The 22,473-nt window shown below is 64.3% G+C and carries 22 protein-coding genes and 1 tRNA gene; 11 read left to right on the plus strand and 12 right to left on the minus strand.

Annotated elements, in window-relative coordinates:
* Positions 1–10: 10 nt before the first annotated feature.
* Together IWX62_RS14105 and IWX62_RS14110 are read right to left on the minus strand one after the other, a co-directional pair.
* On the minus strand, positions 11–1,510 hold the full coding sequence (locus IWX62_RS14105; RefSeq protein ID WP_196842047.1) for a sensor histidine kinase: 1,500 nt from the start codon (positions 1,508–1,510) through the stop codon (positions 11–13).
* Positions 1,511–1,578: 68 nt separating this feature from the next.
* The gene (locus IWX62_RS14110; RefSeq protein ID WP_196842048.1) at positions 1,579–2,331 is read right to left on the minus strand and encodes an SDR family oxidoreductase; all 753 of its coding nucleotides are present in this window, start codon (positions 2,329–2,331) and stop codon (positions 1,579–1,581) included.
* A 93-nt stretch (positions 2,332–2,424) separates the two neighbouring features.
* On the opposite strand from IWX62_RS14110, the gene IWX62_RS14115 reads away from it, so the two are divergent.
* Both IWX62_RS14115 and IWX62_RS14120 read left to right on the plus strand, forming a co-directional pair.
* A complete protein-coding gene (locus IWX62_RS14115; protein ID WP_196842049.1) occupies positions 2,425–3,600 on the plus strand; it encodes an amidohydrolase in 1,176 nt (391 codons plus the stop codon).
* Positions 3,601–3,619: 19 nt separating this feature from the next.
* Positions 3,620–4,054, plus strand: coding sequence for a hypothetical protein (locus tag IWX62_RS14120; protein WP_196842050.1), 435 nt, complete (start codon positions 3,620–3,622; stop codon positions 4,052–4,054).
* Between the two features lie 73 nt (positions 4,055–4,127).
* Here the strand turns inward: IWX62_RS14120 and IWX62_RS14125 are convergent, their stop codons facing one another.
* Positions 4,128–5,285 (minus strand): cystathionine gamma-synthase, encoded by a 1,158-nt coding sequence (locus IWX62_RS14125; protein WP_196842051.1) that lies wholly within the window; start codon positions 5,283–5,285, stop codon positions 4,128–4,130.
* A gap of 20 nt (positions 5,286–5,305) precedes the next feature.
* Positions 5,306–6,682 carry a cystathionine beta-synthase gene (locus IWX62_RS14130; RefSeq protein WP_196842052.1) on the minus strand — a complete coding sequence of 459 codons (1,377 nt, stop codon included), beginning with the start codon at positions 6,680–6,682 and terminating at the stop codon, positions 5,306–5,308.
* Positions 6,683–6,901: 219 nt separating this feature from the next.
* Between IWX62_RS14130 and IWX62_RS14135 the strand changes: the two genes are divergently transcribed.
* From IWX62_RS14135 to IWX62_RS14145, 3 genes are read left to right on the plus strand one after another with little or no spacing between them, the layout of a single operon-like run.
* On the plus strand, positions 6,902–7,084 hold the full coding sequence (locus IWX62_RS14135) for a hypothetical protein (protein WP_196842053.1): 183 nt from the start codon (positions 6,902–6,904) through the stop codon (positions 7,082–7,084).
* 51 nt (positions 7,085–7,135) lie between these two features.
* On the plus strand, positions 7,136–8,119 hold the full coding sequence (locus tag IWX62_RS14140) for a DNA-3-methyladenine glycosylase family protein (protein WP_196842054.1): 984 nt from the start codon (positions 7,136–7,138) through the stop codon (positions 8,117–8,119).
* A gap of 10 nt (positions 8,120–8,129) precedes the next feature.
* Positions 8,130–8,411 carry a putative quinol monooxygenase gene (locus IWX62_RS14145; RefSeq protein WP_196842055.1) on the plus strand — a complete coding sequence of 94 codons (282 nt, stop codon included), beginning with the start codon at positions 8,130–8,132 and terminating at the stop codon, positions 8,409–8,411.
* Between the two features lie 66 nt (positions 8,412–8,477).
* On the opposite strand, the gene trxA is transcribed toward IWX62_RS14145, so the two are convergent.
* The 3 genes from trxA to IWX62_RS14160 form a co-directional block, all read right to left on the minus strand.
* On the minus strand, positions 8,478–8,912 hold the full coding sequence (gene trxA, locus IWX62_RS14150; RefSeq protein WP_196842056.1) for a thioredoxin: 435 nt from the start codon (positions 8,910–8,912) through the stop codon (positions 8,478–8,480).
* A 284-nt stretch (positions 8,913–9,196) separates the two neighbouring features.
* Positions 9,197–9,278 (minus strand) — tRNA-Tyr (locus tag IWX62_RS14155).
* Between the two features lie 116 nt (positions 9,279–9,394).
* A complete protein-coding gene (locus IWX62_RS14160; protein WP_196842057.1) occupies positions 9,395–9,685 on the minus strand; it encodes a hypothetical protein in 291 nt (96 codons plus the stop codon).
* 161 nt (positions 9,686–9,846) lie between these two features.
* Here IWX62_RS14160 and IWX62_RS14165 point away from each other — a divergent pair, with 161 nt between their 5' ends.
* The 4 genes from IWX62_RS14165 to IWX62_RS14180 all read left to right on the plus strand — a co-directional run bounded on the left by IWX62_RS14165 (position 9,847) and on the right by IWX62_RS14180 (position 13,041).
* Positions 9,847–10,335, plus strand: a complete 489-nt coding sequence (locus IWX62_RS14165) for a YajQ family cyclic di-GMP-binding protein (RefSeq protein WP_196842058.1) — start codon at positions 9,847–9,849, stop codon at positions 10,333–10,335.
* Positions 10,336–10,528: 193 nt separating this feature from the next.
* Positions 10,529–10,939 carry a YybH family protein gene (locus tag IWX62_RS14170; protein WP_196842059.1) on the plus strand — a complete coding sequence of 137 codons (411 nt, stop codon included), beginning with the start codon at positions 10,529–10,531 and terminating at the stop codon, positions 10,937–10,939.
* A gap of 4 nt (positions 10,940–10,943) precedes the next feature.
* Complete coding sequence (locus IWX62_RS14175; RefSeq protein WP_196842060.1) at positions 10,944–12,386, plus strand: purine-cytosine permease family protein; 1,443 nt, start codon at positions 10,944–10,946, stop codon at positions 12,384–12,386.
* Between the two features lie 25 nt (positions 12,387–12,411).
* Entirely contained in the window at positions 12,412–13,041 is a 630-nt protein-coding gene (locus IWX62_RS14180) for a cyclase family protein (protein ID WP_333483437.1), read from the plus strand.
* A gap of 80 nt (positions 13,042–13,121) precedes the next feature.
* On the opposite strand, the gene IWX62_RS14185 is transcribed toward IWX62_RS14180, so the two are convergent.
* The 4 genes from IWX62_RS14185 to IWX62_RS14200 all read right to left on the minus strand — a co-directional run bounded on the left by IWX62_RS14185 (position 13,122) and on the right by IWX62_RS14200 (position 19,641).
* Positions 13,122–14,105: a S1C family serine protease gene (locus IWX62_RS14185; protein ID WP_333483438.1), complete on the minus strand. Its 984-nt coding sequence runs from the start codon at positions 14,103–14,105 to the stop codon at positions 13,122–13,124.
* A 437-nt stretch (positions 14,106–14,542) separates the two neighbouring features.
* Complete coding sequence (locus IWX62_RS14190; RefSeq protein WP_196842062.1) at positions 14,543–17,731, minus strand: type I restriction endonuclease subunit R; 3,189 nt, start codon at positions 17,729–17,731, stop codon at positions 14,543–14,545.
* Positions 17,732–17,839: 108 nt separating this feature from the next.
* Positions 17,840–18,487 carry a response regulator gene (locus IWX62_RS14195; protein WP_196842063.1) on the minus strand — a complete coding sequence of 216 codons (648 nt, stop codon included), beginning with the start codon at positions 18,485–18,487 and terminating at the stop codon, positions 17,840–17,842.
* Positions 18,484–19,641, minus strand: coding sequence for a sensor histidine kinase (locus IWX62_RS14200; RefSeq protein ID WP_196842064.1), 1,158 nt, complete (start codon positions 19,639–19,641; stop codon positions 18,484–18,486). Before IWX62_RS14200 ends, IWX62_RS14195 begins: the two co-directional genes overlap by 4 nt.
* Before the next feature lie 161 nt (positions 19,642–19,802).
* Between IWX62_RS14200 and IWX62_RS14205 the strand changes: the two genes are divergently transcribed.
* Both IWX62_RS14205 and IWX62_RS14210 read left to right on the plus strand, forming a co-directional pair.
* On the plus strand, positions 19,803–20,324 hold the full coding sequence (locus IWX62_RS14205) for a DUF6326 family protein (RefSeq protein ID WP_333483439.1): 522 nt from the start codon (positions 19,803–19,805) through the stop codon (positions 20,322–20,324).
* Complete coding sequence (locus IWX62_RS14210; RefSeq protein WP_196842065.1) at positions 20,321–21,292, plus strand: NAD(P)-dependent alcohol dehydrogenase; 972 nt, start codon at positions 20,321–20,323, stop codon at positions 21,290–21,292. The genes IWX62_RS14205 and IWX62_RS14210 overlap by 4 nt, the downstream gene beginning before the upstream one ends.
* A 54-nt stretch (positions 21,293–21,346) precedes the next feature.
* Here IWX62_RS14210 and IWX62_RS14215 read toward each other — a convergent pair whose 3' ends face one another.
* On the minus strand, positions 21,347–22,462 hold the full coding sequence (locus tag IWX62_RS14215) for a PDDEXK nuclease domain-containing protein (protein WP_196842066.1): 1,116 nt from the start codon (positions 22,460–22,462) through the stop codon (positions 21,347–21,349).
* Positions 22,463–22,473 lie beyond the last annotated feature (11 nt).

Consider the following 22,473-nt stretch of genomic DNA (forward strand, 5'->3'; position numbering starts at 1 on the left):
GGGATTCCTCTCATGAGCCGGTCCCGGTGGCGAGCGGCAACCGAATCCGCAGGGTCAGCCCGCCGCCGGGTGTCGCTTCGGCAACCAACTGACCATTCATCACCTCGGTAAACCCCTTCGCGACGGCGAGTCCCAGGCCCACGCCGGCTCCGGCCGGTGCGTCGCTGGCCCGTTGAAAGGGCAGGAAGATCGTGGCGGCGTCGTCGGCCCCGACTCCCTGTCCATGATCGACGACGCGCAACTCCCCCGCCGGTACGCCGTCGGCGCCACTGCCAACCGTGCCTTCCACCGAGGCGCTGATCACGATGTCCTCACCCCCGGCGTACTTGTCGGCATTTTCGACGATATTGGCGATCACCCGCTCGAGCATGCCGGGGTCCGCGTCGACCGGAGGCAGGTTGCCGGGAACCTCCACCCGGACCCGGTGGGCCGGAAGGCCGGCCAGGGCGCCGGGAATGACATCAGCCCAGTGGACGGCGCGCAGATGCGGGGTGACTGCGTCTCCGGTCAGCCGGGACATGTCGAGCAGGTTGTTGACCAGCGCATCCAACCGGTCGGCGTAATTCTCGATGGTTTCCAGCAACTCCTTCTGCTCATCGGCCGGGAGCTGGACGGCGTCGTGCCGGAGGCTACTGACGGCGAGCTTGATGCCGGCCAGCGGTGTGCGAAGGTCGTGCGAGACGGCACGCAAGATCGCCGTCCGCATCACATTGCCTTCGCTCAGCCGTCGATTCACCTGGGTGCTGGCCAGCAGTTCCTGCCGTTGCCGCATCGCGGTGAGCTGGGAGCCGAAGGCAGTGAGGAGGCGACGCTCCCGCGCGTTCAAGGCCCTGCCATAGAGCGCCAGAACGAGTCCGTCGGGCAGGTCCTCGGTGGTGTCCGCGGCGAACAGGGTGAGGTCTTCTTTTTCGGTGCGTGCATTGCCTGCATTGCCTGCACCTTGTGGAGGGGCACCCGGCCCCCGGTCGCTGGCGGCCAGCGTGGGGGCGGCACCGCCCGGGACGTTCCGATCAAACAACCCCACGGCTGGCACCTGAAAGTGGGCGCGGACGTGGGCGAGGAACCCCTGCAGCGTGTCCTCTGCGGCGAGCACACCGCGCGCCAGTTCACCCAGCGTTGCCGCTTCGGCAGTGGCCGCTGCGGCTTCCCGTGATCGGCGGGCGGCAAGGCCGACCACCAGAGACACCGCAACTGCGACCGCGACGAAAATGACGAGGGTAAACAGGTTCTGCGGGTCGGTGATCTCGAGCGAGCCGACCGGGTCGGTCGAGAAATAGTTGAGGACCAGGGTGCTGAACAGGGCAGCCAGCAGGGCGGGCCACAACCCACCCACCAGTGCTACGGCGATGACTCCGGCGACCTGCAGCAGCACGTCAACGGCGAGGAAATCGCTGCCGAGGGTGAACATCGCCCATTCCAGGAGCGGCGGGAGGATCAAGGCCAGGGCAAACCCGGCCCCCACCCGCACGCGGCCCAGCGTGCCTACCGTGCTGAGGGAAGATGACGACATGCGAGCATTCTGTCAGGGATTCGGGCCAAGGGTTGCAGGTGGCGCCGGGGAGGCGTCACACCTTGCTGTTACGCCGAGAAACCGCCGTCGGCCTTCACCAACTGCCCGTTAATCCACCGGCCGTCCCTGGACAGGAGGAAAGCGACCACCCCGGCGATGTTGGCAGGAGTGCCGAGCCTTCCGGTGGGCTGTTGCTGAGTGCAAGCGCGCCGCACCTCCTCGGTCATCCACCCGGTGTCGACGGGGCCGGGGTTGAGGGCGTTGGAGCTGATGTTGCGGTCGCCGAGTTCCCGCGCGGCGGCGAGCACAATCCGGTCCAGCGCACCCTTCGAGGCACCATAGGGCAGGTTGTTCACTGTGTGGTCGCTGGTCAAGGCGACAATTGCGCCGCCGTTGTCGTTGCATTGCAGCGCGAAGGCGTTGATGAGCTGCCAGGAGGCGCGCACGTTGACGGCGAAGTGCCGGTCGAAGCTCTTCACTGACGTGGTCAGCAGCCCCGAATCAACTCCCTCACAGTGCGAGAGCACCAGCCCGCTCAGGGTGCCCAGCTCGAGCCGGGCAGCGCCAACCAGTTCGCCGGGTGTCTTGGAGTCCTCCAGATCACCGGGCAGAGCGATGACCCGGGATCCGAGGGCTTCGAGTTCAGGAATCAGTTCCTGCAGTTCGGAAGCCGGGTTGGTGGTGGCGTTGACCCGCTGATCGTAGGGGTGCCAGTAGCTCAGAGCCAGGTCCCACCCGTCGACGGCAAGCCGGCGGGCGATCCCCGCGCCGAGACCTACCGTCCGTCCGACGCCGGTAACCAGTGCTGCTTTCCGTGCCATTGCCTGTTCGTCCTTTCCTGGAGTCCGTTTTCAGTCTAGGTGCGCACTGTAAGTTGGAGATCACAACACTCTGAAGCCGAAAGGTCACCACCCATGACTGTTACAGCAATCGTCAATGCCCACGTCGTCCCCATTGAAGGGGTTCCCTTCGACGGGGCAGTGCTGATGGAGGACGGCAAGATTACTGCGCTGGGGGCGGACATCGCCATCCCTGAGGGTGCAGAGGTTCACGACGCCGCTGGCCAGTGGTTGCTGCCCGGCCTCATCGATGCCCACGTACACCTGGGCACCCATGAGGAAGGCGAGGGGTGGGCCGGCGATGACACCAACGAAATGACTGACCCGGTCACCGCCGGTGTCCGCGCGATCGACGCCGTCAACCCGTACGACCCGGGGTTCGACGACGCCCTGGCCGGCGGTATCACCGCCGTGAACGTCAACCCCGGTTCGGGCAACCCCATTGGCGGACTCGCCGTCGCCATCCACACCCATGGCCGCTACATCGAGGAAATGGTGCTCCGCTCCCCCAGCGGACTGAAGTCGGCACTGGGCGAGAACCCGAAGCGGGTCTATGGCGACAAGAAGCAGACCCCCTCAACCCGGCTGGGCACCGCCATGGTGATCCGCAAGGCCTTCATGGACGCCCAGAACTACATGGGCAAGGCCGAGGAAAACGCCCGCGACCCCAAGCTTGAGGCCCTCGCCATGGTGCTGCGCCGGGAAATCCCCTGGCGCCAGCACGCGCACCGGGCTGACGACATTGCCACCGCCATCCGGCTCGCCGACGAGTTCGGCTATGAGCTGGTTCTCGACCATGGGACCGAGGCCCACCTGCTGGCCGACGTCCTGGCCGAACGCGGGATCCCCGTACTGATTGGCCCACTGTTCACCACCAAGTCCAAGGTGGAGCTGCGGGGCCGGTCGATCGCCAACCCCGGGAAGCTCGCCGCGGCCGGCGTCGAAATCTCCATCATCACCGACCACCCGGTGATCCCGATCAACTTCCTGATCCACCAGGCGACCTTCGCCATCAAGGAAGGCCTCGACCGCGAGACGGCGCTGCGTTCCATCACCATCAACCCGGCCAAGGTGCTGGGTCTGGCCGACCGGATGGGCTCCCTTGAGGTGGGCAAGGACGCCGACGTCGTGCTCTGGAGCGGTGATCCGCTGGACGTCATGCAGCGGGCATTGACCGTGTGGATCGGCGGGCGCGCAGTCTACAGCTACGACGTCGACGCCCGCGCCGGCGTCGTCGTCCCCCGCGGCTAGCGTGGCCCGGACCCCGAGGGTGGCCCTGCCCCCGCTGCCCTGGACCCTGAAGCTGAGCGTTGCAGTGTGGCTGGTGGTGGGGGCCCTGTTCCTGGTCGCATCGGGGTCATTCCTCGTGTCTGCGCAACTGCAGGAGCAGGACCGCGCCGGCCTGGTGGGGCTCGGCGTCGTGATGGGGGTGCTGGGGTTGCTGCAGTTCTTCCTCGTGTTCCGGTTGCGGCGGGGCAAGCGCAGCGCGCGGGAACTACTGACAACAACCGGCATCATTGTGGGGTTGCCGGTCCTGCTGCGCGGCACCCCGGGGCTGTCGGTTGTCGCAGTGGTGATGCTGCTGGCCATCGTGCCGCTGTGGCTCCCGCCGAGCAGCGCGTGGCTGCAGGCGATCGACGCGAAGCCGGAGAACAAGTACCGACGGCTGATTCGCAGGACCCTCAGCCCTTTCAAAAAGTCCTAGCTCCCCCTCAACTGAGACTTAACTGACAACGCGCCCGCAGTTCACACTGCGGGCGCGTTTCCTGTCTACCGACTTACAGAGCGCTGAAGGCCTGGTCCAGATCGGCGATCAGGTCCGCGACGTCCTCGATACCGACGGACAGCCGGATCAGGTTCTCCGGCACGGCGAGTTCGGTCCCGGCCACCGACGCGTGGGTCATCGCGGACGGGTAGTTCATCAGCGACTCGATACCGCCGAGCGATTCAGCGAGGGTGAACACGTGCGTCGACTCGGCCACCTTACGGGCAGCCGCCTCGCCGCCCGTGAACGACACGGAGATCATGCCGCCAAAGTCCTTCATCTGGGCTGCCGCAAGATCGTGGCCGGGGTGCTCTGGCAGACCCGGGTAGAAGACTTGCTCCACCTCGGGGCGGCCCTGCAGCCAGTCGGCGATGGCCCGGGCGTTGGAGCTGTGCCGGTCCATCCTGACGCCGAGGGTTTTGAGCCCGCGCGTGGTCAGCCAGGCTTCCATCGGTGCGGAGACCGCGCCCACGGCGAACTGGATGAAGCCCACCTTCTCGGCGATCTCCTCGTTGCTGGTGATCACTGCGCCACCGCTGGCGTCGGAGTGCCCGCCAATGTACTTGGTGGTGGAGTGGACGACGACGTCGGCGCCGAACGACAGGGGCTGCTGCAGGTAGGGCGTCGCGAAGGTGTTGTCGACCACGAGGATGGCCCCGGCGTCGTGCGCGATGGTGGCGATGGCAGCAATATCCGAGATTTTCATCATCGGGTTCGACGGCGTCTCGACCCACACCATGCGGGTGTTGTCACCGACGGCGGCCTTGACGGCGTCGAGGTCCGACATGTCCACTGCTGCGTTGCTGATCCCCCACGGGGAGAGGACCCGGTCGATCAGCCGGTAGGTGCCGCCGTAGACGTCGTTGCCCATGACGATCCGGTCGCCCGGCACCAGGAGCGCCCGGATGAGGGAGTCCTCGGCGGCGAGACCCGACGAGAAGCTGAACCCGTGGGTGGCCCCCTCAAGCGCGGCGAGCTGGGTCTGCAGCGAGTCACGCGTCGGGTTGGTGCCGCGCCCGTACTCGTAGCCGTTGCGCAGCTGGCCGATGCCGTCCTGCGCAAACGTGGTGGTCTGGTACAGCGGGGGGATGACAGCGCCCGTGGTGGGGTCCGGCGTCTGGCCGGCATGGATGGCCCGGGTGTTGAACCCCTGGTTCTCGTCGTGCGTCATGGTGCTCCTTAAGAGGGAAGTCAGATACTCATATAGGTCAGCAAATCGTGGCGCGTCAGAATTCCCACGGGTGACCCCACGAACGTGACCATCAGCGTGTCGGAGTCCACCAGACGCTCGCGCGCAGTGGCCACCGACTCCAGCGAGCCAATCAGCTTCAGCTTGTCATTCATGTGTAGGGAGATCTTGTCGGTCAGTTTGGCTTCGCCGTGGAAAAGCTTGTCGGTGAGGAGGCGTTCGTCGACCGACCCCAGCACCTCGCCCATCTTCACCGGGGGTTCCTGCGACAGGACCGGGATGTTGGAGACGCCGTACTCGTTCATGATGTGGATGACATCGCGGACCGTTTCGGTGGGATGCGTGTGCACCAGGTCCGGCATGTTGCCGTTCTTGGAGCGCAGGATTTCGCCGACCGTCGCTTCGTCGCCGCTTTCCATAAAGCCGTAGGACTTCATCCAGTCATCGCTGAAGATCTTGCCCAGGTAGCCGCGGCCGCCGTCGGGCAGGAGGACCACGACGACGTCGTCGGCCGTCAGGTCCTTGGCCACCCGGAGTGCAGCGACCACTGCCATGCCGCAGGACCCGCCCACGAGCAGGCCTTCCTCGCGGGCGAGGCGGCGGGTCATAGCGAAGCTTTCGGCGTCGGTGACGGCCATGATCTCGTCGGCGACGGTTTTGTCGTAGGCGTCGGGCCACATGTCTTCGCCGACGCCCTCCACGAAGTAGGGGCGACCGGTGCCGCCCGAGTAAATGGAGCCCTCCGGATCGGCGCCGACCACGTGCACCGGACCGCTTGCGCGGTCAGCCGACACGTCCTTGAGGTAGCGGCCGGTACCGCTGATGGTGCCGCCGGTGCCGACGCCGGTCACAAAGTGGGTGATTTTACCGTCGGTGTCGTTCCAGATTTCAGGTCCAGTGGACTCGTAGTGGCTCAGCGGGCCGTTGGGGTTGGAGAACTGGTCCGGTTTGAACGCGCCGGGAATCTCACGGGTGAGCCGGTCGGAGACACCGTAGTACGACTGGGGGCTGTCGGGTGCGACGGCGGTGGGGGTCACCACTACCTCGGCACCATAGGCAGCCAGGACGTTGCGCTTGTCTTCGCCCACCTTGTCGGGCACCACGAACACGCAACGGTAGCCGCGCTGCTGGGCGACCAGCGCCAGCCCGACGCCGGTGTTGCCGGAGGTCGGCTCGACAATGGTGCCGCCGGGCTTGAGCTTGCCCTCGGCCTCGGCGGCGTCGATGATCTTCACGGCAATACGGTCTTTGACGGAGCCGCCGGGGTTCAGGTATTCCACCTTTGCCAGGACGGTTGCGGCAATTCCCTCGGTCACGCTGTTCAGTTTGACCAGCGGGGTGTTGCCGATCAGGTCCACTACGGAGTTCGCATACTTCATACCTATAAAGTTACCGCGAAGTACTCTTGTTCCCGGACGGCGCTGACCTGCCGGACTCCCCACCCGGCCTCGGCCACCGGTGAGAAAGGCTGCCCGTATGCGCCGTTACCTGCTGCCCGCCCTGCTGCCGGGCGCAGCTGTGCTGGTGGTGGTGTCCGGATTCCTTCCCTCGCAGGACTGGCCGAGCTGTGGGAACGGGTCTGGCACATATTGCTGTTTGTGACGGCGATGTTGCTGCCGGGACCGTGGGCGTCGCTGGCCACCCTGCTGTTGGCCGACCGGTTGCGTGGGCTGGGCGTGCCGGTGTCCTGGCCCGGATTCGCTCTCGCCGGTTTGGCGGTCGTGGCGCTGACCATGCCGGCCGCCGTCGTCGTGCTGTGGCTCGCCGCAGGGACGCCGTGACATCGCCGGCCGATCCCGCTGGACGTCAGCCCGGCGTGACACCATTGAGTCATGACCGTTTCCGCTGCGCAGGGCACAGCTCCCGGGTCGGCCGCGCCCGAGTCGCTGGTGTGGGAGCCGAACGGTGCTTACAACCTGAAGGGGACCCTTGGTCCGCTGCAGTGCGGTGCGTTTGACCCCGCGTTCGTTCATCATCTGGGGGCAGCCTGGCTGGCGTTCCGGAACGACGACGGCGCCACGACCCTGCGGCTCGAGCAACGCGGCGAACTTCGCACAGCTCGCGTCCATGCACTGGCGTGGGGGCCCGGCGCACGCGCCGCTCTTGAGGCGGTCCCCACCCTGGTGGGCGGCGACGACGACTGGAGCCACTTCGATAACCCCGACTTCCAGGCGGCGCTGCCTGAGCTGGCCCGCAAAGGCCGCTACCTTCATCCAGGGTTGCGGCTGCCCTCGACGGGCCGGATGCTCGACGCCGGCGTCCGTGTGATTCTTGAACAGAAGGTCACCGGTATTGAGGCCAAGCGGGCGTGGCGTTGGTTGTTGACGCGGCATGGCGATGCGGCACCGCCCGCCCCCGGGGCTCCTCCAGGGCTCACGTTGCCACCCACCGCCGCCCAATGGCGGCGGGTGCCATCCTGGGACTGGCATCGGGCGGGCGTCGACGCTCACCGGTCGGACACCATTATGAAGGCGGCCGCCATGGCCAGCGGACTGGAGCGTCTGGCGGGGGTTTCGTCGTCGGAGCGGGTCACGGCCGCGCTGTGTTCAATACCGGGGATCGGAGCGTGGACGGCGGCGGAGGTGCTGCAGCGGACCCACGGCTGCCCGGATTCGATTTCCGTGGGCGATTACCATTTGGCCGCCTATGTTGGCGCGGCATTGACCGGCCAGCGGACCGACGACGCCGGGATGCTGAAGCTGCTCGCCCCGTGGTCCGGCGACCGGCAACGGGTGGTGCGGATGCTTTATGCGAGCGGCTTCCGGAAACCTACCTATGGTCCGCGGCTGGCACCCGAAGATCATCGCCACCGCTAGGCTTAACGGCATGACCGAACCTGTAGATGTGACAGCAGTATTTCTCCCCAACCCCGGCGAAGTGTTCAGGGTGAAGCTGGCCCTCGACATTGCCATCGAGCAAGTGGTCGAGGAGCCAGGGTGCATCAGATACGAGATCACCGATGTGGCTGAAGACCGCATTGTGCTGACCGAGCGGTGGGAGTCCGAGGAGCTGCTGGCCAAGCACCTGCAGGGTCCCGCCGTGCAGGATCTTGGCGAGTCGCTCAGCGCGCTATTGTCCGAGCCGGCTCAGATCACCAAGAGCGCCTGACGCAAGAAACCCCCGCCCCTGTGACAGGTGCGGGGGTTTCTCTTTTGCGCTGTGCGAGCGCGAAGACTAGCTGGTCTTCTGGTCGTCCTGCACTGGAGCGTCTGCTGCCGGCGCCTCTGCGGGGGTTCCGGCCTGGGCTGCTGCCTGCTGCTGAGCTACCTGCTCGTGGACCTCTTTCATGTCGAGGCCCTTGACGGCGTCAACAAGCTCGCCGAACTGGGTGGCGTTCATCGCGCCTGGCTGGGAGAACACCAGCACCTTTTCGCGGAAGGCCATCAGGGTGGGGATCGAGGTGATCCCGGCTGCGGCGGCGAGGGACTGCTCAGCCTCGGTGTCCACCTTGGCGAAGGTGATGTCGTCGTGCTTCTGGGACACGGCGTCGTACACGGGAGCGAACTGCTTGCAGGGGCCACACCATTCGGCCCAGAAATCAACGAACACAATGTCGTTGGTTTCAATGGTCTCGGGGAAAGTTGCCTCGGTTACTTCAATAGTTGCCATGCTTTAACGCTAACGAAGTTGCGCGCGGATGTCTCCCCGTGTTCGCTCTCGATGAAGAGTGACGGGGCGCGGGAAGGTCTCAGTCCTTGAACAGGGCGCCCTGCAAGGACCTAGCCTGACCTCTCTCCGTGCTGCGGGAAGTCGGGTTTGATCGACCCGCCGCGGCTAAGCGGCCGGCCGTCGTCGCCGTCGCACTTCAAGTGAACCTGATTTGGGCAAAAAAGTAGCCCGTCCAGATCTTGGCGGAGATCTGAACGGGCACTCATCCGGTTTACCGGCGTTTGTGGCAGATACTGGATTCGAACCAGTGAAGGCGTTGCCAGCTGATTTACAGTCAGCCCCCTTTGGCCGCTCGGGTAATCTGCCAAACGTCCTCATAATTGAGGTTTGCCCACGGTAAACCGCGGGCAAGATAACTTTACAGAAAATCGCCCCAAGAATCGAATCGCGCTGAGACGGACCTCAAACAGCCCCGATTCGGGCTAGAGCCCGGCCTGGACGCGGCGCTCGATCTGCGCGTAAAAAGCATCGGCCTGGCTGGCGGTCACCGAGCCCAGCGCGACGGCGTCGTCGAGTTCGGACCTGACCCCCGCCAGCCGCTCGGCGCTGGCAGACATCTGGTAGGTGACCCCAACTGCCGATGATGGCCCGGCCGCGGCCGCGGGCATCGCAGAGAGCCCCGCAATGGAGACCGCCGACGACGCCGCGAGGAACGTGCCGGCAACCGCGTGCCGGACTCGAACTTGGTAGCGTACCCGCGGCTTAGTGCTCATGGTCTTTCCTCCAGGTTGATCACTCAACCCAAGACTTCCATGGGCGATTGTGAGCAGGCACTGGGGTTCCTGTTGATCTGCTGTGAGTCGTTCCACGAGCCGATCCGCGGAGAACCGATTAGGCTGGGAGCAGATCCTTCTCCCTACCCCAAGGAGCCATTGTGGCGAGCGAATCCACTTTTGATGTTGTCAGCAAAGTAGACAAGCAGGAAGTTGCCAATGCCCTGCACCAGGCGCAGAAGGAGATTGTCCAGCGCTACGACTTCAAGGGCATCGGCGCGGAGGTGGACTTCAGCGGCGAAATGATCCTCATGAAGGCCAACTCGGAAGAGCGTGTCCTCGCAGTCCTGGACGTACTACAGTCCAAGATGATCAAGCGCGGCATCTCGCTGAAGTCGCTGGACACCGGTGAGCCTTACGCCTCAGGCAAGGAGTTCCGCCTGGAAACCACGATCAAAGAGGGCATTGCCCAGGATGTTGCGAAGAAGATCAACAAGCTGATCCGAGACGAGGCTCCCAAGGGGGTCAAGTCCACCATCCAGGGCGACGAGCTGCGGGTCAGCTCCAAGTCCCGCGATGACCTGCAGGCCACCATGTCGCTACTCAAGGGCTTCGACGAAGCCGATCTCCAGTTCGTGAATATGCGCTAGGTAGCTAACCAGCCCTTCGAAGGTGGCGTTCCCCCTCCCGGGGAACGTCACCTTTTTTGTGCTTCTCGGGTCTACATTGGATAAATCCTTTGACATTTGTTACCTGTGTCACTCACACTTTGAAAACAAAAGTTGTCTGGCAGGCTACAAGACGGCAGACCGCCGTCGACCTTTCGAAGAAGGATTGCATTCAATGACCGAGCTTTCTGGCCTGACCCAAGAGGACGTCGAAGTTGCTGCCGCTGGCGTCGTCGCAGCGTTTTCACAGACTGACACTGAAACCTATTTCGCGTCGTTCAGCCCCGACGCCACCTTTGTGTTCCACACCGAGGACCGGCGGCTTGAACAGCGGGCCGACTATGAGGCGCTCTGGCAGTCATGGCTCGTGGAGGGATGGCGGGTGACCGAGTGCCTCAGCAGTAACCAGTCAATCCAGCTCCTGGGCGACACCGCCGTCTTCTGCCATGACGTGTTGACCACCATCAACACCGGCGAGACCACCCTTGAACGGGAAACCATTGTCTTCCACCGGGACGACGCCGGATCCCTCCTCGCCGTCCACGAGCACCTGTCACCCCTCCCCGACTCCCCCGAATCCAGGTAGCACCATGACCACATCACAGAGCACCGGACACTCCTCCGGCTCAGCATTCTCCCGTCTGTCCAACCACCTCGAGAAGAACTCCGAAGGCTTCGGCCCCATCAGAGGTACCCTCGGCGCAGGCCGGATGGGCATGATCTGGCTCGCCGCCAATTTGGTGGTCACCACACTGCTCACCGGAACACTCTTCGTTCCCGGCGTGTCCTGGCCCCTCGCCGTCGGGCTAATCATCCTCGGCACGGTCATCGGAGGCGCCGTCCTCGTCCTGGTCGGCAATATGGGTACCCGCACCGGGCTCCCCACCATGTCCCTGACCAAGGGGTCCTTCGGGCTCCGTGGTTCATTCCTTCCGGTGGCCGCGAACGTGGTGATCCTGATGGGGTGGAGTTGGGTGCAGGCGATGCTTGCCGGAGTCACCGTCAACTTCGTGGTGGAGCAGGCGACCGGTTTTTCCAGCCCGATCCTGTTCTCGGTGCTGTGCCAGCTGCTGGTCGTGTGTCTGGCGATCTTCGGCCACGCCGGCATCGCCCGGGTCGAGCCGTGGCTTGCCCTCGTGATTCTCGCGTTCATGGCGTACATCTTCGTGACCGCATTCACCGCGTTCGCGCCGTCGGACTTCGCGGGCCTCCCAGCCGATCCTGAACTCGGCTGGTCCGGCGTGGCAGTGCTCGACGTCGTCATCGCCACCGCGATCTCCTGGACTGTCCTGTCCGCGGAGTTCAACCGCCTGGCCAAGTCACAGGCTGCCGGCATGATCGGTTCGGGCATCGGTTACACGCTGTCAACGGTCCTGGCCATGGTTCTCGGCGCGACCACTGTTGCCTATCTGGTGCTCGACGGCGGCGAGGCAGTCGCGTTCGATCCCACCGCGATCGTGGCAGCCTTCGGAACTCCGCTGGCCGTGGTGATCTTCCTGTCCGTCATGGCGACCAACACCATGGTGGTGTACGGGATGGTGTCCTCGGTGGTGAACATGGTGCCGTCCAGCAAGGTGAAATTCCTCCCGACGGCCCTGGTCCTCGGCGCGATTTCCATTCTCGGATCGACCTGGCTGGCGCTGCTGGATCAGTTCACGTCATTCCTCGTCATCATTGGTTCGCTGTTCATTCCGGTATTCGCGGTCATGCTGGTGGACTACTACATTGTCCGCAAGCGTCACTACACCAAGGACATCCTGCGCGGCTCCGGCGGCGACTACTGGTACTTCAAGGGCGTCAACATCGCTGCCGTGGCTGTCTGGGTGATCGGGGCCAGCGCGTCGCTGATCTTCACCTATTCGGTACCGAGCCCGATCGGCGCGACCATCCCCACCTTCATCATCTCCGCCGGCCTCTACCTGGCGTGGGCTCTTGCGGCCAAGCGGATTGTGTCCGGGACGCCTGTGCACTCGCACCTCAGCGACTCTGTGGCACCGGTGGGCGCGGATTCCGGGCGACGTGCGGCTCGTTGATCTTTCGCATCCCATTGTCACGGGGATGCAGGTGTTCCCGGGCGATCCCGAGGTAACGATCACCGTTGCTGCCGAGATTGTTGCTGATGGGTTCCAGGTGGCCGAGGTGCATGCGGGCACCCACACCGGAACTCATCTGGACGCGCCACTGCACACCATCGAGGGTGGCGCGTCAGTGGATCAGATCGACCTCAGCCGGTTAGTCGGCGTGGCCCGGATTGTTCGGCTTTCTCAGGTTGAACCCGGTCATGTCTTTGTCTGGTCCGACGTCGAAGCGCAGCTTTCCGATCTGGACTCCGTGGCCATGGTGCTGTTCCAGACGGGTTGGTCCGCGCACTTCGGGACGGAGATGTATCTGCGACACCCAGCGTTCGACGCCGAGATCGCGGTTCGTTTGTTGGATCGCGGCATCTCGGTGATTGGCGTGGATACGCTCAACCCGGATCTCACTGATCTGTCCGGCGCCGACGTGGATCTCCCGTTTCACCGGGCTCTGCTGGGCGCTAACGGTGTGATCGTTGAGAACCTGACCAATCTTGCGTCAGTCGATTTTGCTGACCCTTGGGTGTCGGTGCTGCCACTGCCGTATCAGGGGATGGACGGTTCTCCCGTCCGCGCCGTGGCGATGGAGCGTAACTCTCCCATCGAGGCGTGAGATCCGGCGGGTCCGTCCCCTCCTGACCCGCCAGATCTCACCACTCAGCGACGGGTGTCCGGCAGATGCAACCGGGCACCTCAGCAAGGGACGGCAGACCCGTCGGGCTGTGTGACTGAGTCAATACGCCAGGCAGCGCCATCCCAGAGCAATGAGTACTGCAGGTTCCAGACTGAACAGGTTTGTCCGTCCGTTCCGTGGATCGCGGCCTGCTCGGTCCGCAGCAGGACGCTGGCCGTGAGGGTGTCCCCCTCACCGCTCACATCAAACACATTCAGTTCGCGCCAATACGAGGTCCCCAACTCACTGCTCCATTCCTCAACTGAGCTCATCGCCGTCTGCATCTGCTCGGTAAACACGGCGTACGCAGTGTCGTAGGCCGCCCTATTTATCCCTTGGCCATGAATCAGCAAACTCTGCGCCACGTTGGTCGCCTGATCATGCGAGGAGTCCACAGCGATGATGATGTCGCTGCCACCGTTCGGCGTCGTGGTCCCGCAGTTGGCTGCCGCGACCGGCACAGCGCGCTGCTGCCATTCGGTAGCCGCCGCCGCCGCACGAGGTGCGGTGACTGCATACCCGGTGCCTTCCGCGCTGTAGTCGTCCGCATCGCGGGTTCCCACAACCCAGGCCTTCTTTGAGGAAATGACACCGACGACGCTGCCGTCCACCTTGATCAGCGGTCCTCCACTGTTTCCTGGGTTGAGCGCGGTATCCGTTTGAATGAGATCGCTGATGTTCGCGTTTACGCGGTCCAGACCGCTCACGTTGCCTTCCGTGAAGGTCAGGTCAGCTCGAAGAGGGAATCCCAGCGCGGCGACGTTTTCTCCGATCATCGGTTCGTTCTCAACCAGGGTGAAAATGTGCCCTTCTACGTCCCGTGCGGTCCGGAGGAGTGCGAGATCCGCCGCCTGATTGATACCCAGGACATCCGCGCTGACCACCTCCTGACCGACTGCCACGTTGATCGCTGCCGCACCATCGACAACATGGGCGGCAGTGAGGATCAGATCATTGTCAATCAGGAACCCTGTTCCCAGTCCACTGCTCGTGCAGCTATTCACACTGATTCGCGCCACCCCTGACTGGACCAGGTTTACCGTCTGGGCCCAGCTTTGCGGCTCAGCAGGTTGGGCCGGATCCGTGGTTGGTGGAGGCTCTGTGGTCGGCGCAGGAGCGGTGGTTGGAGGCGTGGTTTCCGTAGGACTCCCGGGTGCTGGTTGAGTCGTCGACGACGAGGACACCTCCGGAGCATTGCCCGGAGGTGTCTCCGACTGCGGATCGGAAATAGTGACGCAGCCGGTAAGCGCGACAGCACCCAAAGCCAAAACCATCGTGGTGCGGACAAACGACCGAGAACTCACCATAGCGACACATCCTTGCTAAAGCTGGCTCGCCATATCGAGAATAAGCGCTGCCTAGGTGAAGAGCTACCCTGCGGTTGACAGGTTCGAGCGAGTATACAGATCACGCACAACCGCGACCAGAGTCTTCCTTTCCCTCAGCCCCGTGCGTCGGCGTAGCGCGGCGCCATGGATTCCATCTGCTCCATCACGAGCTTGATCGCCGCTGGCTGCTTGTCGGGCGGATACCCATTCTTCACGAGCAGCCGTTTGATGGAAGAGCGCAGCTTCGCCCGGACGTCGTCGCGCACGGTCCAGTCGGTTCGCACATCGCGCTGCATCACTGCCACCAGGTCCCGCGCAATCTGCGCCAAGATCCCCTCCCCCTGTACCTCCACCGCCGACTCGTTCTGCGCCACTGCGTCGTAGAAGGCGAGTTCGTCTTCGTTCAGAGGGGGTGAAAACTGCGCGCCGCGGGCAGCCTCGGCAGCAACCTCCTTTGCCAGCGCGACCAGTTCAGCGATGACCTCGGCCGAGGTGAGCTGCTGGTTTGTGTACCGGTTCATCAGCTCCGTGATGCGTTCCGAAAACGCCCGCTCACGGATCACGTTGTTGCGGGTGGTCTTCGCCGACTCTTCGGCCACCAGTTTCCGCAGCGCTTCGATGGCGAGCTGGGGGTTCCGGGCCTGCTGCGTCTTCGCGATGAACTCAGGCGTCAGGTCACCCAGCGACGGTTTGGGCATTCCTGCGGCTTCGTAGATGTCGAGGATCTCCCCGGTGGAGGTCGACGTCGCAATCAGGTCCCCGAGCAGCCGTGCAATGTCCTCGGGCACTGGTTCACCGCGCGCCTGCCGGTCCGCGCCGTCGAACTTCGCCATATAGACGCGAATCTCCTCGTACACCTGGATCTCCGGGCGAAGCTCGGCCAGGTTCTGGGCTCCGGAACACAACGCCCAGGCCCGGGACAGCTGACTCGAGGCCTTCCGGTACCGTTCCGCGAGGGTCTCAGCGCCGTCGTCGGGCTGGTTACCCGGCGTCAACGCGCTCCGCAGGTAGTTGACCGAGCCGGTGACGGCATTCTTGAAGGCTTTGGGCGTGCCTGCACGGTAGACGGCACGCCAGTCATAGCCGGCAAGCATCTCGCGCAGCATCTCCACCAGCGATGTGGTGAGTTCCACAGCCTCGTCGATGTTCCTGCCGATGGGCTTGTTCTGCTGGTCGGTCTTGGAATACTCGGCCAGCGCCTTGGCCAGGTTGTCCGCCAGCGGCGCATACGCCACCAGCAGTCCATCCTGCTTGCCGCGGAACGTCCGGTTTACCCGCGCGAGCGTCTGCATCAGCAGGGCACCCTTCAGCGGCCGGTCCAGGTACAGCGTGTGCAGCGGCGGCGAGTCGTACCCGGTCAGCATCATGTCCTTGACGATCACTATCTCAAGTTCGTCGTCGACGTTTCGCAGGCGTTCCTTGACGGTCGCGTTCGCCGAGTCACGCCGCACATGGTCGACCACCGGGGGAACGTCCGACGGCGTCCCGGAGTAGACCACCTTGATCTTGCCCTTGTCGAGATCCTCCGAGTGCCAATCGGGGCGCAGCGCAATGATGGCGGCATACAGGTTGGCGCAGATTTCCCGCGTTCCGCCCACAATCATGGCCTTGCCCGGCGACTCAATGAATTGGCGCATCTTGCCCGAGCGATTCTCCCAGTGCGTCACCAGGTCCCCGCCTAGGGCGGCAATGCGTTCCGGAGCACCGTAGACGGCGTTCACGACGGCGACGCTCGCCTCGATCCGCGCCCGCTCGGTGTCGTCGAGGCTGCGGGTGATGTCATCGGCCGCCTGGTCGAGGGTCTCCTCGGTGACGTCCCGGGCCAGCGCCACCTTGATCAGCCGTGGTTCGAAGTACACGGGAACGGTGGCGCCGTCGTCGACCGCCCGGCTGAGGTCGTAGATATCGATGTACTCGCCGAAAACGTCACGCGTGTTGCGGTCGTCAAAGGAAATGGGCGTCCCGGTGAACGCGATCAGTGTGGCCCGCGGCAACGCGTCGCGGAGGTGGCGGGCGTAGCCGTCGAGGTCGTCGTAGTGGCTGCGGTGCGCTTCGTCCACGATCACGATGATGTTCCGCCGGTCAGAGAGCAGCGGATGGTCCACGCCGGCGTCTTTCTCCACCTGGCTGCGGCCGAACTTCTGGAGCGTGGTGAAGTAGATGCCTCCCGTGGTTCGGCTGGAGAGTTCCTCGCGCAGCTCGGCCCGGCGGCGGATCTGCTGCGGTTTCTCCGGGAGCAGGAGGCTCTGCGCAAAGGTTTCGTACAGCTGGCCGTCGAGCTCGTTACGGTCGGTGATCACCACGATGGTGGGGTTCAGGAGCTTGGGGTGCCGCGTGACCTGGTTGGTGTAGAGCTCCATTTCCATGGACTTGCCCGAACCCTGCGTGTGCCAGACGACGCCCGCCTTGCCATTGCTCGCAACCGCAGTGACGGTGCTGCCCACGGCCTTGGAGACCGCGAAGTACTGGTGGGGCTTCGCGATGCGCTTACTCAGCCCGTCAGCGTTTTCATCGAACGCGGTGAAGCTGCGGGTCAGCTGGACGAACCGCTCGAGACTGTAGAGGCCGTCGAGGGCGAGGTCCAGTTCGGTGACCGGTTCGCCGTCGACGACGGCGTCACGCGCCACCGGTTCACCGTCGTCGTCGACGTTCCACGGCGAGAAATGGTTCAACGGGGTAAACGGGGTGCCGTACTTGGCGAGGATTCCGTCCGAGGCGAGGGTGAAGACGCAGAAGCGGAAGGCGAGCGGGAACTCGCGCAGGTAGGTCTGCAGCTGGGCGTGCGCGGCGGGCACATTGGCGGAGCGGCTCCCCGCCCTCTTGAGTTCGATCACGCTGACGGGCATCCCGTTGCAGTAGAGCACGACGTCGAACCGTCGTTTGTAGTCGCACTGGCGGAGGGTGACCTGGTTGACGGCGAGCCAGTCGTTGTCGTCGGCGTCGGCGCTGAGGACGCGGAGGGTGGGATTGTGCTCGGTGCCGTCGGTGTCGATGTAACTGATGCCGCGGAAGCCGTCGGCCAGGTAGGTGTGAATGCGGTGGTTCTCGGTGATCGCGTCGGTTGACTTGGGGGCCGCGATCTCGGCGACGGCCTGTTGCAGGTACTGCTGCGGAACGGTGGGGTTGAACTTTCGCAACGCAGCGAGCAGCCGTGGCCGGATGAGTAGGTCATCCCAGGTGTCGCGCTCCCCCGATCCGGGGGCGATGGACTCACCGGTTCCCGGGCGCCAACCCAGTTCGGCCAGTTGATCCATTGCGAGGCCCTCCCAGAGCGCTTCGCTGAGACCTGTCACTGCTGTCATGCTATTTCCCCCAGTGTGTTGCCGTTCACTGGGTCCAGTCTAGGTTCGCCGGGCGACGACTCATGACGGATTGGGGTAGCTGGGCCACTTCGGCACCCTGCTCCAGCCTCAGGCGCGGCCGGTCTCATGAGCCCACATGGCCAACTCGACCCGATTACGCGCGCCGAGTTTTCGCATGAGGCTGGCAAGGTGGGTTTTGACGGTGCTCGGGGTGATGTAAAGCTCGCTGGCAATCTCGCCGTTGGTGCGTCCCCGGGCCACAGGAACGAGGACTTCCTCCTCGCGTGCGGTGAGAGCTTCTATCGGCTGCCTCGCTGGTGAGGTCTGTGCGTGGGCAAACGCTGCGAGCAGTCGGACGGTCACGCTGGGTGCGATCAGCGCGTCTCCGTCGGCGGCGGCGTGAATGGCCTGGGTCAGGAGGGCGGGTCCGGCGTCCTTGAGCAGGAACCCGCGTGCGCCAGCCTTGAGCGCCCCGTGGACATACTCGTCAAGGTCGAAGGTGGTGATGACCACGATCGGTAGGGGGTCGGTGACGTCGGGGCCGGCGAGACGTCGGGTGGCTTCGATACCGTCCATCAGCGGCATGCGGATATCGAAGAGTCCGACGTCGGGGCGCAGCTGGAGCGCCAGACGGACTGCCTCGCGCCCATCGGCAGCCGCGCCGACCACGTCGATGTCGGGTTGGGCGTCGAGCAGCATCGTCAGCCCGGTGCGCACGATGGGCTGGTCGTCGGCGATGAGGACTCTGATGCTCATCGTGGCCCCCGGGTGGTTCGAGGCAGGATCGCCTCTACCCGCCAGCCCCGCTCGGCGGCGGGGCCTGCATCAAAAGTGCCGCCGAGCAGCATGGCGCGCTCGCGCATCCCCACCAGGCCGAAGCCTGCAGCTGCGCGGCCGCCCGCGCCGGATGAGCCGTCGTCGTCGATAGTCAGCCGTACCCGGTCGGCGTCGCCTGTGACGGCGACGGTGACCTGGGTCGCATGGCGGGCGTGGCGTCTAGCGTTGGTGATGGACTCCTGGGCCAGGCGGTAGATCGCTGCCCCGACCGCAGGGCTGAGGTCATCGAACTCACCAGAGACCGTCACCCTGACGCAGGGACGCATCTGGCCATCGGTGGCGAGCTGCTTGAGCTCGGCCACGCCAGGCTGCGGCGCGAACTCAGTGTCCTGTGAAACGCGGAGCACGCCGACGATGGCGCGCAACTCGGTGAGGGTGCGGGTCGCCGCGTCCTCGATGGTGACCAGGGCTTCGATGGCACGCTCGGGGTCGATGCGCGCGATGGCACGTCCTGCCTGAGCCTGAATCGCGATACCCGAAACGTGGTGGGCGACGGTGTCGTGGAGCTCCCGGGCAAGCTGTTCGCGTTCGCGGGCCTTGGCCTGGTCGATGTCGCGGATCCGGGTCCTCGTGCGATAGCGGATCGCGGCACCAAGCGCTGCGGCGAACAGGAAGAACGCGTATCCGGCAACCGCCTCCGCCAGGCCGATGGGATCGGCGACGGCGACGTAGGTGATAGGTAGCCAAAGCAGGATGACGCCGAGGCCGCTTATGGCTTCCCGACCGGAGCCCCACCGGAACAAGGCGTAGGGCAGGATCAGCGCCGCGGACATGCTGTTCAGCAGGTCCCCTTGCAACCCGGTCAGGATCCTGACGATGTCGACGATCGTCCACGTGCCGAAGCAGACCGCAACCGCGACGAGCGGGCGCGTGCGTCGCCACAGCAGGGGTCCCAGGACAGCGAGCACCGCGATCAGCAGCAACAGGGGCGGCGCCAGGTCCTGGCGAAGCACCACTTCCAGCACGGACCAGCAGAGCAGGACCGCGACCAAGGCCCAGTCCCGAGGCCCCCTACCCGAGGGGTCCGCAGGTCGGGGCTCAGCCCACAGCGAGCGGAGCGCGTTGGTGGCCATCTGATCAGTCTAGGCAGCCCGCGTGATCGGGGTATCGGCCGAAAGTACGAGAGCTCGGCTGCACCAACGGCCAGGTCAAGTCTGGCTCTGGGGCTGATGTGCCCGATGCCGGCATCCGTGAAGGTGGAAGCACCCACCCCACCGAGTCAAGGAGAAATCAGATGAGAACACCTCAATCCCACACCGCACAATTGAATCCACCGTCCCGCAGCGCGCTGGAGAATCTGCGCATGCCGGTGCAGGCCAAGATCGCAGCAGCATGGGCCACGTTTATGTTTCTCTACATCTACGTCGACGTCCTCAACTTCTTCAAGCCCGGCGTCGTCGACGGCATCCTGGATGGCCGCCTCTGGGAGTTCGAAGTCAGCGCGACGCTAGTGACCGCTGCCCTCGTGTCCGTGTCGATCCCGGCGGTGATGGTGGTGCTTTCCATGACGCTGTCCGCCCGGGTAAACCGGGCCACGAACCTCATCGTTGCATCGATCCTCATCCCCTACTCGATCGTCAATGTCGTTGGGGAGACCTGGGAGTGGGCCGCGTTCTACGGCTTCTCCATCGGAGTCGAGGTGCTGATCCTGGCCTTCATCCTTCGCTCCGCCTGGACCTGGCCGCGCACCGCACCGTTGACGACGACGGCAGCGAGCCTCGACATCGAGACACACCGCACGGAAGGATCGAAATGAGAGCTGCATCTGTCACCCGATACGGCCCGCCGGAGCGTATCGTCATTTCCGAAATTCCATTGCCCGAGCCGCGCCAAGGAGAGGCACTGGTCCGCGTCGAGGCCGCTGCGGTCACCGCTGCCGATGCGCGTCTGCGAGCCGGCCGCTTCCCGCAAGGTTTCGGCTTGCTCGCGCGTCTCGGCATCGGCTTCCGTGGCCCGAGAGCGCGAGTGCTGGGCAGTGCGTTTTCCGGGCGCATCGAGAGTGTCGCGCCGGGTGAGATGCGCTTCGCCCCGGGGGACGAGGTGGCCGGCATGAATGGCTTGCGGATGGGCGCCCACGCCGAGTATATGACCGTCCGAACGCAAAAACTGGTGCGCAAGCCGGACGAGTTATCGCACGAGGATACTGCCGGAGTTCTCTTCGGGGGCGCAACGGCGTTGTGGTTCCTCCGCGACCGGGCCGGGGTGAAGTCTGGGGACCGAGTGCTCATCAACGGGGCATCCGGCGCGGTCGGTTCGAGTGCGGTGCAACTCGCGAGGTACCTCGGCGCCACCGTAACGGCCGTCACCAGTTCGCGAAACCGAGACCTCGCCGTTCGTTTGGGGGCCGGCCGGGTGCTCGACTATGAGGAAGTGCCCGTCGCGACAATCGACGACCACTTCGACGTGGTCTTCGATGCTGTCGGCAACCTCTCCCGATCAGAGGGGCTGCGCCTTCTCGTTCCGACGGGGTCGCTCCTCCTGGCGGTCGCGAGCCTGTTCGACACGGTCCGTGCCCGCGGGCGGGTCCACGCGGGCCCCGCACCTGAGCGGGGCGACGACTTCGCGTTCCTCCTGGACCTCGTTGTAAGGGGAGATCTAGATACGGTCACCGAGGTCGTCGGTGGACTGGAGCGCGTACGGGAAGCGCATCGACGCATCGACACCGGTCGGAAGGTCGGGAACCTGGTGATCCTTCCTCAGGTGAAGGAGGATGCAGCGCAATAACAATGGAGTGGGAGCGAATCGTGCTGACGGGCGGCGGGCCAGCCTGATGCTGGTCTACCTGCTCGGCGACGTGCCGAGCGATCCGTCGGACAGTTCCTTCTCCAGCGATTCGATGCTCGGGAGGCTCGATGTAAACTCCTTCGGCAACGACTCGATGATCGCGGATTGCCATTGAGCGACGCCGATGGGCGACTTGTAGCCACGCACCGCATATTCGGCGACGACGTCGTTCTTGGTCTTGCAGAGCACCAATCCAATGGTCGGATTGTCTTCGGGACCGGCTACAAGGTCATCGACGGCTGCCATGTACATGCCGAGCTGGCCAAGGTAGGCGGGGTCGAATTTGCCGGCTTTCAGTTCGATCACCACATAGCAACGCAGTTTCAGGTGGTAAAACAGCAGGTCGGCGAAGAATTCGTCGCCGCCAATGACCAAGCGGACCTGTTCGCCAACGAAGGCGAACCCCTGGCCAAGTTCCAGCAGAAACTTCTCCACGTGTTTGATCAGCTGATGCTCAAGCTCGCGTTCGTTGTGCAGCTCGGTCAAACCCACGAAGTCGAAGATGTAGGGATCCTTCGTGATCTGCTGGGCGAGGTCAGAATCCAACGGCGGCAGGGCTGCAGCGAAGTTGGTGATCGCCTTGCCGGAGCGCTCGTGCAGCCGGGTTTCGATTTGGTGAACCAGGATGTTGCGGGACCAGCCGTTTTCGACGGCAGCGGCGGCGTACCAAAGACGGGTTTCCGAAGTACCAACTTTTTCGATGAGTGCAATCTGGTGGTACCAGGGCAATTGTGCAAGCGGCGCTTGCACAATTGCCTCTTCAGACCAGACAGATGCGAAGCTACGCATGTACTTCAGATTACGTGGGGAGAATCCCTTACTCCCGGGGAACCTGTCCCGCAGATCCACGGACAGGCGGTCAATGACTCTCGTCCCCCAGCCTTCTTCCCCTTGACGGGCCAGGATCGCTTGCCCCACGGCCCAATACGTCGTGATCAACTCTTGATTTGCGGCCAAGATCGCTCGAGCGCGGCCTTGCGAGACGCGGTTTGAGACGGATTCCAGAAGCTTCGGATACCAATCCGGCATCAAACTCTTTGCTGGAGTTGGAGGGAAGGAGGCCCCCTCGTCGGAGGGGTCCATCCCGGCACGGTCATCTGAAGTTGTCATCGCTGGTGCCT

It is taken from the genome of Arthrobacter sp. CAN_A1 (assembly GCF_015751665.1).
Lineage (GTDB): Bacteria > Actinomycetota > Actinomycetes > Actinomycetales > Micrococcaceae > Arthrobacter_D.

What these genes read in the sequence shown, in the direction of transcription:
- IWX62_RS14110 (WP_196842048.1), bottom strand. Translation starts at nt 2,331, where the DNA reads ATGGCACGGAAAGCAGCACTGGTTACCGGCGTCGGACGGACGGTAGGT.
- IWX62_RS14210 (WP_196842065.1), top strand. Translation starts at nt 20,321, where the DNA reads ATGAGAGCTGCATCTGTCACCCGATACGGCCCGCCGGAGCGTATCGTC.
- IWX62_RS14200 (WP_196842064.1), bottom strand. Translation starts at nt 19,641, where the DNA reads ATGGCCACCAACGCGCTCCGCTCGCTGTGGGCTGAGCCCCGACCTGCG.
- IWX62_RS14215 (WP_196842066.1), bottom strand. Translation starts at nt 22,462, where the DNA reads ATGACAACTTCAGATGACCGTGCCGGGATGGACCCCTCCGACGAGGGG.
- IWX62_RS14105 (WP_196842047.1), bottom strand. Translation starts at nt 1,510, where the DNA reads ATGTCGTCATCTTCCCTCAGCACGGTAGGCACGCTGGGCCGCGTGCGG.
- IWX62_RS14205 (WP_333483439.1), top strand. Translation starts at nt 19,803, where the DNA reads ATGAGAACACCTCAATCCCACACCGCACAATTGAATCCACCGTCCCGC.
- IWX62_RS14170 (WP_196842059.1), top strand. Translation starts at nt 10,529, where the DNA reads ATGACCGAGCTTTCTGGCCTGACCCAAGAGGACGTCGAAGTTGCTGCC.
- IWX62_RS14180 (WP_333483437.1), top strand. Translation starts at nt 12,412, where the DNA reads ATGCAGGTGTTCCCGGGCGATCCCGAGGTAACGATCACCGTTGCTGCC.
- IWX62_RS14140 (WP_196842054.1), top strand. Translation starts at nt 7,136, where the DNA reads ATGACCGTTTCCGCTGCGCAGGGCACAGCTCCCGGGTCGGCCGCGCCC.
- IWX62_RS14175 (WP_196842060.1), top strand. Translation starts at nt 10,944, where the DNA reads ATGACCACATCACAGAGCACCGGACACTCCTCCGGCTCAGCATTCTCC.
- IWX62_RS14125 (WP_196842051.1), bottom strand. Translation starts at nt 5,285, where the DNA reads ATGACGCACGACGAGAACCAGGGGTTCAACACCCGGGCCATCCATGCC.
- IWX62_RS14195 (WP_196842063.1), bottom strand. Translation starts at nt 18,487, where the DNA reads ATGAGCATCAGAGTCCTCATCGCCGACGACCAGCCCATCGTGCGCACC.
- IWX62_RS14130 (WP_196842052.1), bottom strand. Translation starts at nt 6,682, where the DNA reads ATGAAGTATGCGAACTCCGTAGTGGACCTGATCGGCAACACCCCGCTG.
- trxA (WP_196842056.1), bottom strand. Translation starts at nt 8,912, where the DNA reads ATGGCAACTATTGAAGTAACCGAGGCAACTTTCCCCGAGACCATTGAA.
- IWX62_RS14160 (WP_196842057.1), bottom strand. Translation starts at nt 9,685, where the DNA reads ATGAGCACTAAGCCGCGGGTACGCTACCAAGTTCGAGTCCGGCACGCG.
- IWX62_RS14190 (WP_196842062.1), bottom strand. Translation starts at nt 17,731, where the DNA reads ATGACAGCAGTGACAGGTCTCAGCGAAGCGCTCTGGGAGGGCCTCGCA.
- IWX62_RS14145 (WP_196842055.1), top strand. Translation starts at nt 8,130, where the DNA reads ATGACCGAACCTGTAGATGTGACAGCAGTATTTCTCCCCAACCCCGGC.
- IWX62_RS14115 (WP_196842049.1), top strand. Translation starts at nt 2,425, where the DNA reads ATGACTGTTACAGCAATCGTCAATGCCCACGTCGTCCCCATTGAAGGG.